Annotated in this window: 9 protein-coding genes and 2 tRNA genes; 5 read left to right on the plus strand and 6 right to left on the minus strand. The window is 54.0% G+C overall.

The features are described 5' to 3' along the window. Positions 1–22 precede the first annotated feature (22 nt). From BN873_RS08920 to BN873_RS08940, 5 genes are read left to right on the plus strand one after another with little or no spacing between them, the layout of a single operon-like run. The gene (locus tag BN873_RS08920; protein ID WP_048673036.1) at positions 23–1,999 is read left to right on the plus strand and encodes an FG-GAP-like repeat-containing protein; all 1,977 of its coding nucleotides are present in this window, start codon (positions 23–25) and stop codon (positions 1,997–1,999) included. After that, positions 1,974–2,384, plus strand: a complete 411-nt coding sequence (locus BN873_RS08925) for a hypothetical protein (protein ID WP_048673039.1) — start codon at positions 1,974–1,976, stop codon at positions 2,382–2,384. The genes BN873_RS08920 and BN873_RS08925 overlap by 26 nt, the downstream gene beginning before the upstream one ends. A gap of 45 nt (positions 2,385–2,429) precedes the next feature. Further along, a complete protein-coding gene (locus BN873_RS19415) occupies positions 2,430–5,357 on the plus strand; it encodes an O-linked N-acetylglucosamine transferase family protein (RefSeq protein ID WP_171820445.1) in 2,928 nt (975 codons plus the stop codon). 4 nt (positions 5,358–5,361) lie between these two features. Then, positions 5,362–6,207: an ABC transporter permease gene (locus BN873_RS08935; RefSeq protein WP_071244089.1), complete on the plus strand. Its 846-nt coding sequence runs from the start codon at positions 5,362–5,364 to the stop codon at positions 6,205–6,207. Then, on the plus strand, positions 6,197–7,585 hold the full coding sequence (locus tag BN873_RS08940; RefSeq protein WP_048673041.1) for an ABC transporter ATP-binding protein: 1,389 nt from the start codon (positions 6,197–6,199) through the stop codon (positions 7,583–7,585). Before BN873_RS08935 ends, BN873_RS08940 begins: the two co-directional genes overlap by 11 nt. On the opposite strand, the gene BN873_RS08945 is transcribed toward BN873_RS08940, so the two are convergent. From BN873_RS08945 to alaS, 6 genes are all read right to left on the minus strand, one after another. Further along, positions 7,582–8,385 carry a carbohydrate ABC transporter permease gene (locus BN873_RS08945; protein WP_102047017.1) on the minus strand — a complete coding sequence of 268 codons (804 nt, stop codon included), beginning with the start codon at positions 8,383–8,385 and terminating at the stop codon, positions 7,582–7,584. The genes BN873_RS08940 and BN873_RS08945 overlap by 4 nt on opposite strands. 144 nt (positions 8,386–8,529) lie before the next feature. Beyond that, a tRNA-Arg gene (locus BN873_RS08950) sits at positions 8,530–8,606 on the minus strand. 68 nt (positions 8,607–8,674) lie between these two features. Further along, positions 8,675–8,768: transfer RNA gene (locus tag BN873_RS08955), tRNA-Ser, on the minus strand. Between the two features lie 86 nt (positions 8,769–8,854). Further along, entirely contained in the window at positions 8,855–9,061 is a 207-nt protein-coding gene (gene csrA / locus BN873_RS08960) for a carbon storage regulator CsrA (protein WP_048673046.1), read from the minus strand. A 125-nt stretch (positions 9,062–9,186) separates the two neighbouring features. Beyond that, positions 9,187–10,419, minus strand: a complete 1,233-nt coding sequence (locus BN873_RS08965) for an aspartate kinase (protein WP_048673049.1) — start codon at positions 10,417–10,419, stop codon at positions 9,187–9,189. A gap of 188 nt (positions 10,420–10,607) precedes the next feature. Next, positions 10,608–13,238 (minus strand): alanine--tRNA ligase, encoded by a 2,631-nt coding sequence (gene alaS / locus BN873_RS08970; protein WP_048673051.1) that lies wholly within the window; start codon positions 13,236–13,238, stop codon positions 10,608–10,610. Positions 13,239–13,263 lie beyond the last annotated feature (25 nt).

A 13,263-nucleotide genomic window follows, 5' to 3' on the forward strand; every position in this document is an offset into this window, starting at 1 on the left:
TCACGTTCGGTTACTGCTAGCGATGGCCGCTATCAGCAGCAGCATGACTCTTGCTGCGATGGAAGCAACCCCTACGGTTCCACAACATGCTGACTTACTCCAATCGCTTCCAGCTAACTACAAGGTCTTTGCCGCCGTAGTAGACGATATCGATGGCAATGGCCTACTGGATATTCTGACCACTGATCGTACTCAAGGCATAACCCAGGTTCTTTATCAGAAAAGCCTCCGTAAATTTGAGGCTGGTCCAGAAGCAAAGATTCTAGGTTTTCACCCTAATGGTTTAACCCGCTTTCCCGGTAGCGAGCGGCGCTATGTGCTGAGCGCCGAGGGGGATGCGGCATTGAAAGTACTTGGCTTGGATGAGCAGGGTGGCATTAAGGAAATCGCAAACCGTCCTCATGAAGGCGCGTTCGCCAGTACAGGCTTTAATTGGCCGGGTTGGGGAACATCTTTGGTAGTGGCTCCCTATGAAGGTTCTACGCTGTCCTTATTTCGTAATTTTGACCCAAATACCGCCCAAGCAGAAAAAGAATTCAATCTAGGGAAATCCGAACACCCTGTTCCGGGCGAAGTAACTGTAGCGGATATCAATGGGGACGGCATTCCTGAACTGCTTTATACCACTCGAAGATCACGAACATTGTGGCAAATCAGTTATCCCAACGATAATCAGACTCCCCAAGCCGTACCGATTTGGAAAGCGCCGGTCGGAGCGCCCCGCCATTTAGTGGTTGCCGATATCAATGGAGATAAGGCTTTAGATATTTTGTTACCCCTAGAATCGGAGCGCAGAATCGCGGTTCTAATCAATGATGGTAAAGGTCACTTGGCTCCCGGTGAGGAATTGCCGGTTCCGACGAATACCTGGGCGCCGCAGCGATTGGCCATTTCTGAAAACCGTGACGGTTCTCTACTATTAGTGGCTACCACTGAAAAATCGCTGGTCGTTTACCGAATTGAAAAGGGTAATCCATATCGTTTCAAGACTGTTGAATTACCATTGGAAACACCGGTTAATCAAGTGTTACTGCTTCGTGATATGGATGGTGATGGTGAGCCGGATCTAGTTTTCACCCTGAACAGGGTTAAGGATTCGTTACAAATTCTCTATGGACCTCTGTGGCAGCGATTGGCAAAAGAGCAAGATCCCAACTCTGCCGGCCAACTAAGCCCACAACCGCCAAAGCTAGAAAGCGCATACGAACCCTCTCACGTATTAGCCCGTGTCGGTGATCGCGAAATCACTTTGGAGGAATTCCGCAAATTCACCTTGCAATCGGGTCTTGGTGACGAATCACGTACACAAGCTGGCCAAACCAAGCTGCTGCGCTTGCTTATTGCGCAGAAACTGTTCGAAAAAGCAATCCAGATGCAACAGCCTGCTGGTGAGTCTCCATCCCCAGAAACTTATACTAAGGCTGTGCAATCCCTGGAAGAAGCGCATTTTCCGTTGCCGCCTTTGCCAGATGAATCTGCGCTTAGAGTTTACTATGATGCCAATAAGGAGGAATTTGGCATCCCAGAAACTATTCGCCTCATCCAGATCCAGTTTCGCAATGATCGTGATCAAGCTGGAGGGCCTACCGCCCGACAACGGGCCGAACGAGCGTTACAGCGGATCGAAGCAGGTGAAGACTTCATGAAGGTCGCCCAGGAGCTTACAGAAAACCCTCGCGCGGCAGAGGCAGGGTCGGATCGTGGATTCGTTGCGCGCAATGCCGTAGCGTGGTTACGAGATGCTGTGCAGGGCTTGCAACCTGGTCAGCGCACCAGCATCGTATCTTCGCCAACCGGATACGAGATTCTATTGTTAACCGATGCGCGCCCCGCATTGTTAGCTGAGTATGCGGCAGTAAAAACCAAAGTTGGTGTCCGCTGGCAAACCGAGCAGCAACAACAAGCCCGCGATCGCTATATCAGGGCGCTCGCCGAACAGTTTGGGGTTACGGTGCTGGAAAAAGGATTAGAAAATGCAAATCCCACCAAGCAAAAATAGTTCTTTACGCTATCGATTCTTGCGGTTTGGTGGCTGCCTGATCGCGCTCTTTTTATCTGGCGCCGTCCTAGCCGGCGAGCCGCTGGAGCAGCGAGTCCAGAACTATTGGACCGCTCGCACAGTCAACGACTGGCATACTGTTTATCGTCTGGAATCAGCGGCGCTGCCCGGTGGCTGGTTAACTCCAGACCAATACAAACGCTTGGGAGGGCTGCCGGTACGGGATGTGAAAATACTGGAAAAAAAAATTGAAGGTGAGAGCGCCCAAGTCAAGATCGAGGGCCGGGTTGCCGTAGGCAGTTTAGGCTGGATGCCCCAAACTCTCGAAGAGCAATGGGTGCTGGTGAATGGCGAATGGTATCATCAAACGGTTAAAGCGGAGTGAAGCTCTCCGTTATCGTGTGTGTTGAGCTATGTAAGGTCGGCCATCGTGACGCAAAATCGAAGTGCAGTGGCTACTTTGCTGGCCGACGCCAAACAGCTAATCACCGAAAATCGGTATGATGAGGCTGTAAGTCGATGCCTAAGTGCTTGTCAACTTAGCCCTGATCTCTCTGATCCCTGGATTGAACTCGCTGCAATCTACCTGCGGCAACAGCGCTACGAACAGTCTCTGCAAGCTGTCGCCCAGATCATGACAGCAGGAGAATCACAGAAAGTTCGCCTACAACTCATCGCTGCTGCGGCACTTAGGGGCCTCGGTCGTTATGCTGAAGCCAGTCAAGCTATTGATACCGCTTTGAATTTGGCACCAGGTGATCCACGGGTCATTAATAGCAAAGTCGGAATACTCCTAGCGCAACGTCGTTATACAGATGCTCTGCCACTGGTTGAGAATCTCCTAAACAGCGAACCGACCCACCTAGAAGGCTACCTCAACTTAGGGATTGTGTTGCAGGGTTTGGGGCGATCCGACGAAGCGCTCACCGCCTTCGACCGTTTGCTGGAGATCAAGCCTGACCACGCCAGTGCCTTGATGAATCGCAGTTCTGTCTTAGTCACTTTGGCTCGTCCGCAAGAAGCGCTCCAGGCTGCGGATGCCGCCTTGGCAATGCAACCCGATGCGTTAATTGCGCTGCTCAACAAGACAGCAGCATTGCTGGCCTTAAAGCGACCGCGTGAGGCATTGACCGTCTCAGAACGCCTGCTGCGCCTCAATTCCCGTCATGGCAAGGGCCTGATCAACAAGATTATTGCATTGCTGGATCTGGGCAATTTCCCGGAAGCACTTGCCACGGCGCTGAACGCGCTGACGTTTGATTCTTACAATCCCGATCTGTTGGGATTGAAGATTCAAGCGTTATTGGGCTTGAATCGTTTTGCGGAAGCACAGGCTGATTGTCAAAGAATCTTAGCTAAACATCCTGACCGGATCGTCGTAAAGTTAAGTTTGGCGAAAGCGCTGGTCGGGTTAGGCTCGTCTAGCGTAGCAATATCGACCGTAGACGTGATTTTGGCTGCCATCCCCCATCATCCTGAAGCGGCATCACTCAAAGCCGATCTCTTGGTTGGCCGCAATGAATGGGAAACCGCCGCTACACTGATTAAGGCAGCGCTGGTTCAACATCCAGACCAAGCTCAATTATGGGTTGCTCAGTCGGCGCTACTGCTCAGCAAAGAACGTTATACGGAGGCGTTAACCGCCACAGAGCGTGCTCTAGCGCTAGACCCTAACCATCTTCAGGCGACCGTCAACCAAATGGCCGCTTTGAATAGCCTACAGCGCTTTACTGAAGCTCTGGCCGCTGGACAGACCCTGATCGCTCAGCAAACACCCGATTGGCAACTCTATGCAAATCAGGGCGCGGCCCTGGCGGGATCAGAACGTTTTGCAGATGCCCGCCAAGCATTTGCCACGGCGGAGGCGTTGGATCAAAAAGCGTTTCGTGCCTTCCGCTGGCGTCAAGAGGTCTATGGGATCGCATCCGATGCCCTGCTGCCCGATATTGATCCCTACGCAGAGTTTCTGGCATTTAAGGTAGCAAAGTTAGAACACTGCTACTGGCGTAGCTGTGAAGCGGTTTTGGCGCGAGCAACCGCTTTGATTGAGGAAAACCTTGCGCAGGGACAACTGACGCCATTACCGCCCTTCAAAGCCCTATCGCTACCGCTTTCCCCTGAGTTGACGAGGGCAATGGCCCAAAGCCGGGGAACCTTCCTCAACAATGGTATGGCGGCTCCCCGTCAAGCATTAGCATTCAGTTATCCCAACGCCATAACGGATCGGCTCAAAATTGGCTATGTCTCAGCGGATTTCCGCGAACATCCGACCGCGCATTTGATGCGAGGTCTCTTTTCCCGCCATGACCGGCAACAGTTCGAAATTTTCGTCTACGCACTTTGCAAGGATGACGGCAGTGACTATTACCAGCGCATTAAAACGGATGCCGATCAGTTTGTGGATTTGACTGCACTGAGCAACGCTGAAGCCGCCACACGGATTCATGCCGACGGCATTCATATTTTGGTAGATTTGATGGGCTATACAGGCTATGCCCGTAGCGAAATTTTCGCGTTGCAGCCGGCGCCGATCCAAGTGAGTTATCTTGGCTATCCGGGGACTTTGGGTGCTCCTTTTATCCCCTATATCCTGGCCGATAACGTCGTACTTCCTGAGCCACTCCGACCGTATTTCACCGAGAAACCGGTCTATCTACCCGAATGCTATCAGGTCAATGACGATTCGCAGGAAATTGCAGCGACCGGAATACAGCGACGCGATGTCGGTTTGCCAGAAACGGGCTTTGTTTTTTGCTGTTTCAATAAACCCGCCAAGATCGATCCGGTCCTCTTCGCGGTTTGGATGCAGATTTTGGCGCAGGTACCCAGCAGCGTGTTATGGCTACTGGCAGCGAATGATGAGATCACCACGCATCTACGGAACGAAGCGGAAGCTCAGGGGATCACCGGTGAGCGCCTTATCTTTGCCCAAAGATTACCCAAATCCCAACATTTGGAACGCCACCGGCTAGCTGATCTATTTTTGGATACTCGCCTCTATAATGCCCACACCACAGCCAGCGACGCCTTATGGGCTGGTTTGCCGGTTCTGACGTGCCTCGGTAACACCTTTCCAAGCCGGGTCGCGGCCAGTCTGCTCCAAGCGGTCGGCTTACCGGAATTGATTACCCATTCCCTGGAAGAATACCAAGCGCAGGCTATTCATCTCGCTACGACACCGGCCGAACTGCGTAGCCTACGGACAAAACTGGCCTATAACCGCACCCGAATGCCCCTTTTCGATACCTCCCGCTTTACCCGCCATTTGGAGGAAGCCTACCGCCTGATGTGGGATCGCCATGCGCGAGGCTTGCCGCCGACGCTGTTACGGGTTACCCCCCTACCCTCCGACGCCTGAACCGATGCGGGTCACTGATCTGAGCGAAGTTCCCGGCACAACCTGGACCCTTTGCCAAGTGCTGCGCCAATCCTGGTTGCAGCGCCAACTGTTTCTGAAGCTGCTGCGGCGCGATTTTGCCGAGCGTTACCGTGGCTCGTACTTAGGGGCAGTTTGGGCGGTGCTGTTGCCGCTGCTTTCGCTCACGGTATTTACCTTCTTCTTTGGCGTTATTTTCAAGATCCGTTGGCCTGCTGCACCTAGCGGCGACTCGCTGCATAATTTGGCGCTCATCCTGTTCATCGGCATGGCGCTGTACAACTTTCTCGCCGAATGCCTCTGCCGTGCACCGGGCTTGATTCTGGCTCATCAAAGCTACGTCAAGAATGTCGTCTTTCCTCTGGACATGCTGCCCGCCGTCATGGTGACCTCTGCTTTACTGATGTTAGGGGTCACGCTAGCAGTTATTCTATTGCTACAAGCGCTAGTCGGCGAACTGACGACAACGGTGCTGTTGTTACCGGTTATCGTCCTACCGCTCGTGCTGTCGGCACTTGGGCTGAGCTGGTTTTTGAGCGCGCTCGGCGTCTTTATCCGCGATACCCAGCAATTGGTTGTACCCCTCGTGCAGTTGCTGATGTTTTTAAGCCCGGTCTTTTACCCGGCCAGCGCCCTGCCATCAGAGGTGCGTCCCTGGCTGGAATACAACCCACTCGCGCTCGTCATTGAACAAGCGCGCGGCATTATCCTGTTCGCCCAGCCACCGGCCTGGATACCCTATCTATTCGCCTTAGCCGCTTCTTTACTGTTAGCTCTCTTGGGAGCCTATTGGTTTGCTCGCACCCGTAAAGGTTTCGCTGATGTCCTCTGAGCCGGTCGCCACACTGTCCCAGCCGGACGAGACGGTCATTGAGGTCAGGAACGTCGGAAAGTGCTATCAAATCTACGAGCGGCCACAGGATCGCCTGAAACAGATGCTGTGGCGCGGGCGGCGGCGTTACTATCGCGAATTTTGGGCGTTACAGGATCTGTCTTTTTCAGTCCAGCGAGGTGAGACAGTGGGTTTGATCGGCCGCAACGGCTCTGGCAAATCCACCCTGCTTAAAATGTTGTGTGCGACATTGGCGCCGACGACCGGAACTTTGGCGGTACGCGGCCGGGTTGCGGCGTTGCTGGAGCTTGGCACCGGCTTCAACCCCGAATTTACCGGACGAGAAAACGTCTATCTCAACGCCGCCATTCTCGGCCTGGACGATGCGGAGATTGAGCGCTATTTACCGGACATTTTGGCGTTCGCCGATATTGGCGAATTTATCGATCAGCCGGTAAAAACGTATTCCAGCGGGATGGCGGTACGTCTGGCGTTCGCAGTCGCCGCCCATGTCTGTGCCGATATATTGATCATCGACGAAGCGCTATCGGTCGGAGATGTATTTTTCGTCCAGAAATGTATGCGTTTTCTGCGTAAATTCCAAACGCAGGGTACGCTGTTTTTCGTCAGCCACGACACCGGCACGGTGGTCAACCTGTGCGATAGAGTCTTGTGGCTGGAGCGTGGACAACTCAAAGACATGGGGCCAGCCAAGGAAGTTTGCGCGCATTACCTGGCAACCCTGCGGGAAGCACCAGGGCAAGTTGTCTCAGAAACGCCCCAAGATAAATCCGCCTCTAACACTCCGCGCGCTCCGGCCGAGACGACCGACCAGCGCTTACAGTTCCTTAATCAAACTCGCTTTCGCAATGATTTGGAACTGTTCACATTCCAACGAGATGTTGCCGGTTACGGTACTGGAGCGATCCAAATAGTTGATGTTTATTTTCAGGATCAACAGGGAGCCATTTTGCAGTGGATCGTTGGCGGGGAATTGGTCACTCTCATTATTAAAACCACCGTCCTGGCTGATCTTGAGAGTCCTATTATCGGATTTTTCGTCAAGGATCGATTGGGTCAAAACCTGTTTGGGGAAAATACTTATCTAACTTATTCCACCACCCCCTATTCAGCAGTTGCCGGTCAAGATTTGCTGGCTCTATTTACCTTTCGGATGCCGGTCTTACCGGTCGGCGATTACTCGGTGGATGTCGCAGCCGCCTCCGGAACCCAACAAGACCATGTGATTCATTGCTGGCGCGATGATGCGCTGATTTTCAAATCCCATGCCAGCAGCGTCCATCAGGGATTAATAGGCATTCCGATGCTGCACATTGAGCTAAGCGCGACTTCTTCCGAAGCGCCCGGCTTGAATTAACCCTTCATGCCACCGAGCATAATTCCGGCGATGTAGTACTTTTGTAAAACGACAAACAGCACCATGACTGGTAACACAGTCAGAACCGAGCTGGCCATCATCAACTCGGTATCCTGCACATGTTCTCCCAATAGATTTGCCAATGCGACAGGTAGCGTATGGTGTGCGCTATCGGTTAAGACGATCAGTGGCCACATAAAATCGTTCCAGGCACCGAGGAAGGTAAAAATGGCCAAGGTTACGAGAATGGGTCGGCACAATGGCAATATCAGGGACCAATAAATCCGGAACTCACCGGCCCCATCCATGCGCGCGGCTTCAAGTAAACTGTCAGGGATGGCGAGCAAGTATTGGCGGATCAGGAAAATACCAAAGATGCTGGCCATGCCAGGGATAATCACTCCCCAGTAGGTATTAATCAAACCCAACTGTTTCAACAAGAGAAACAAAGGCAACATCGCCACCTGGGCCGGAATCACCATAGCCGCCAGCAATGCCCGAAATATCCCCTCCCGGTAGCGAAAGCGAAATTTCGCGAAAGCGTAGCCTGCCATCGAATTGACCAAGAGCGCGATCAGGGTCACGGTGCCGGCAAGCAGGGTGCTGTTAAACAGATAACGGGCAAGATCAAGGCGGGTGAACAATGCCCTGTAATGTTCGAAGGTGATGGTGCTGGGCCACAGCGAGGGGGGGTAACTGTTGGCTTCGCCCGCAGGCATGAAAGAAGCCGCCACCATCCACAACAACGGCAACAAGGCCATGGCCGCGCCGAATAGCAACGCGCCATACAGCAACAGCATTGCGCACAGCCGGCTGATTTGGTGGGCAAACGCGGATCGGTTCGACGGCGAGCCTACGCTAACGATAGAGGACATGGTGCCCGCTCCAAATAGCCTAGCTGCGTACACAAAAAAGCCCAGGGATAAATTCCTGGGCTGATTGATTGGCGCGCCCGGAGAGATTCGAACTCCCGACCCCCTAGTTCGTAGCCAGGTACTCTATCCAACTGAGCTACGGGCGCATTGTTGTGGGAGGCGGATTATGCAAACTGGGCCAGGTATTGTCAATTCCGCACATCTTCGCGATAAGTGGCGGAGAGAGAGGGATTCGAACCCTCGATGGAGTTTTATGCCCCCATACTCCCTTAGCAGGGGAGCGCCTTCAGCCGCTCGGCCATCTCTCCGGTGAACGCTAGACGGTAACAGTACCGTTAAGCCATTTAACTTATCAAGGATAACGCCTCAAGTCGCTGAGGTAAAGCCTCAGTCGTCAAGTTTCGGGTTGGGGGTTGTTACCTGCGGCCGCATGGTCTTGCTCGCGTTTGATCCGTTCGTAGATTTCCTCGCGATGCACCGCAATATCTTTAGGCGCATTGACTCCAATGCGGACCTGATTGCCCTTTACGCCGAGCACGGTGACGGTTACCTCATCACCGATCATCAACGTTTCTCCAACTCTGCGCGTCAGAATCAACATAGCAAGCTACTCCGTGTTCTCCATCAAAAGCATCAGGTCATATCGCGGTTGTTCATTTCCCGCGCTTGTTATTGAGTTAATCGAAAATCGCGTCGGCTGCTTTAACCGATGCAAATCCGAAGCGCTCAGGAAACTTGGTCCAGTTCAAAAACCTCGTGCAAAGCACGAACACCAAGCTCTAAGTATTTCTCATCGACGACAACCGAAATCTTAATCTCAGACGTCGTGATCATACGAATATTGATCCCTTCCTTAGCTAGAGCTTGAAACATGCGGCTGGCAACGCCAGCGTGCGAGCGCATACCGATACCGACAAGAGAAAGCTTAGCAATCTTATTGTCGCCGGATACCTCGCGCGCACCCAAGCGTACAGTTTGTTCGCGCAGAATCTCTAGGGTGCGCTCGTAATCATTGCGATGCACGGTAAAGGTAAAATCAGCGGTGCTATCACGGCCGACATTCTGCACGATCATATCGACTTCAATATTAGCATCCGATACCGGCCCCAAGATGCTAAACGCGATCCCTGGCCGGTCGGGCACACCGAGGACAGTGACCTTGGCTTCGTCACGGTTGAACGCGATGCCGGAAATCAGCACTTTCTCCATAGATTCGGCCTCTAGCACTTCCTCGAAGGTAATCAGCGTGCCCGGACCTTCCTGAAAGGTCGATAGCACACGTAATGGGACATTATGTTTGCCCGCAAATTCCACAGAGCGGATTTGCAAGACTTTGGAACCCAGGCTGGCCATCTCCAGCATCTCCTCAAAGGTGATGCGGTCGAGACGACGTGCGGTAGGCACGATCCGGGGATCAGTGGTATATACCCCATCGACATCCGTGTAGATCTGGCATTCATCCGCCTTGAGCGCGGCGGCCAACGCGACACCGGTGGTATCCGAGCCGCCCCGTCCCAGCGTGGTGATATTACCGCTCTCATCCACACCCTGAAATCCGGCGACGACCACAACCCGCCCAGCATCCAGATCGGCACGTATGGCATCGGCTTGGATGTCTTGGATGCGAGCCTTATTGAAGGCACTATCGGTCAGAATCCGGGCTTGGCCACCGGTGTAGGAACGTGCTGGACAACCGCGTTTTTCCAAAGCGATACACAATAGCCCGATGGTGACTTGCTCACCAGTGGCCAGCAGTACATCCAACTCGCGGGGATCTGGACGTGGACTAATCGCTTTAGCCAAGTTGAGTAGACGATCCGTCTCACCACTCATGGCTGAGACAACTACGACAATCTTATGGCCGCGCTCGCGCCAGCCAATAAGCTTTTCTGAAACTTTTTCGATACGCTCAACAGTCCCGACTGAGGTACCACCATATTTTTGTACAATCAGTGACATGACGCCCTTACCGACTCCAATCTAAATCGAATCTACCCCATCATAGCCTTCGGGGTCAGCGGACGTGCAAGTATAACGAAAGATCGGCGATCTCCCAAAAATATCCGTGTCGCATTGCGGCAACGCCGGCTTCTGGACAACTCAATCGGTAGTGCTCGACGGTTTGCCGAAAAAGAGAAAACCCGCCATTACAATTGGCTACGAATCCACTGCGGGACGGCGCGGAGGGCCTCATCCAGCTTGCCGGGGTCAGTACCGCCGGCTTGAGCCAAATCCGGACGCCCTCCCCCTTTGCCACCAACCTGTTGAGCCACGAAATTGACCAACTCGCCGGCCTTGATCCGCTGGGTTTCCGCAGGCGTCACCCCGGCGACCAAGCGTACCTTACCCTCTTCGACGGTAGCCAATACCACCGCTGCCGCCTTGAGTTGATCCTTGCAACGATCTACCGCTTCCCGCAAGGTCTTGGCATCAACACCCTCCAGGTGAGCGGCCAACACCTTGACGCCGTTGACCTCAACTGCCTGACTCAGCAAGTCGGAACCTTGGCCGCTGGCTAAGCGACTTTTCAACTGCTCGACTTCCTTTTCCAACTGGCGGGTTCTATCGACCAGATGCTGAACCTTGTCGGGAAAATTATCGCGATCCCCCTTCACCAAGTGAGCGACTTGGCGAGCACGATGTTGTAAGGCACCGATATGATCCAAGGCACGCTCACCGGTCACCGCTTCAATCCGTCGCACGCCGGCGGCGATGCCGCTTTCCGACACGATTTTGAGTAAGCCGATATCGCCCGCGCGGCGAACGTGAGTCCCACCGCATAACTCGGTCGAAAATTCACCCATTCGCAGCACCCGAACTTTATCACCATACTTCTCACCGAACAGAGCCATCGCGCCAGCAGCAATCGCCTCATCGGGTGCCATAATGGTGGTTTCAACAGCGGCATTATCCCGGATCTGCGCATTGACCAGCCGTTCAATGGTCTCCAGTTGCTCAGGGCTAATCGGCTCGAAATGAGAGAAATCGAAGCGCAACCGCTGCGAATCAACCAGCGAGCCTTTCTGCGTGACGTGCGTTCCCAGAATCCGGCGTAAGGCGGCGTGCAACAGATGGGTAGCGGAGTGATGCAAGGCAGTGGCTTGGCGTTTGGCACCATCGACTTGCGCCAATACAGTATCACCACGCCGCAATCGGCCCTGCCGCAAAACACCGATATGGGTGAAAACACCTTCACCCTGTTTCTGGGTATCGTGGACCTCGAACTCCGCATCGCTCGCGCGCAACCAGCCGGTATCACCGACCTGACCACCGGATTCTGCATAAAACGGCGTCTGATTTAAAACCACCAGGCCCTCATCACCGGCATTAAGCGCCTCAACCGGTTGTTGCGCATGGAACAGAGCGACGACGGTGGCGTTTTCCTCCAGCCGGTCATAGCCGTGAAACATGGTGCCAACCGTACCCGTTACCTGGACTTTGGCGTCATCTAAGATACCGAAGCGACTCGCCGCCCGCGCCCGTTCCCGCTGTGCTTCCATCTCGCGCTCGAACCCTGCGCTATCTACCTGCAAGCCACGCTCACGGGCAATATCGGCGGTTAGATCGACTGGGAAACCATAAGTATCGTACAGCTTGAATATCGTCTCACCCGGAATAACCGCGCTAGACAACCCGGCAATGCCCTCCTCCAATAAGCGCATCCCGTGATTCAGGGTTTCAGCAAAACGTTCTTCTTCCTGATGGATGACGCGGGTAACCTGAGCCTGCGCACTGAGCAGTTCAGGATAGGCGGCACCCATTTCCGCCGCCAGCGGCGCGACCAGCTTGTAGAAAAAACTGCCTTCAACACCAAGTTTATAACCGTGGCGGATCGCACGGCGCATGATCCGGCGCAGCACGTAGCCGCGCCCTTCGTTAGACGGCAGTACGCCGTCGGTGATAAGAAAAGCCGTGGCCCGGATATGATCGGCAATGACCCGCAGCGAACTGGACTGCAAATCAGCCGCGCCAGTCACATCGGCAGCGGCTTTGATCAGGTTTTGGAAAAGATCGATCTCGTAATTGCTATGGACGCCCTGCATGACCGCCGCCAACCGCTCCAGCCCCATGCCGGTATCGACTGAGGGTTTCGGCAGTGGCGTCAGCACACCATCAGCGCTGCGGTCAAACTGCATGAACACCAGATTCCAGATTTCGATGTAACGATCTCCGTCGGCATCCGGCGTACCGGGCGGACCCCCGGCGATGTCTGGACCATGGTCATAGAAGATCTCGGAACAGGGGCCGCAGGGGCCGGTGTCGCCCATCGCCCAGAAATTATCGCTTTCGTAGCGTTTGCCACCGGGCTTGTCGCCGATGCGGGCGATCCGTTCGGCGGGTACTTTCACCTCATCAGCCCAGACCTGATAAGCCTCATCGTCAGTCTCATAGACCGTCACCCACAGCTTATCTGCCGGTAGTTTCAGAACACCGGTTAGAAACTCCCAGGCAAAATGGATGGCATCGCGCTTGAAATAGTCGCCGAAGCTGAAATTACCCAGCATCTCGAAAAAGGTGTGATGGCGGGCGGTATAACCGACATTTTCCAGATCATTGTGCTTACCGCCGGCCCGCACACAGCGCTGCGCGGTGGCCGCACGGTGATAGGGACGGCGATCACGGCCAGTAAACACATCCTTGAATTGCACCATGCCCGCGTTGGTGAACAGCAGCGTACTGTCGTTGATCGGCACCAACGGGCTGCTGGCGACCACTTCATGGCCACGATCACGGAAGTAATCCAAAAAGAGCTTACGAAGTTCGGCGCTGCTGGTCATGGTCAGGTTTCTTGATGGCGATAAG

The sequence above is a fragment of the Candidatus Competibacter denitrificans Run_A_D11 genome (assembly GCF_001051235.1).
Lineage (GTDB): Bacteria > Pseudomonadota > Gammaproteobacteria > Competibacterales > Competibacteraceae > Competibacter_A > Competibacter_A denitrificans.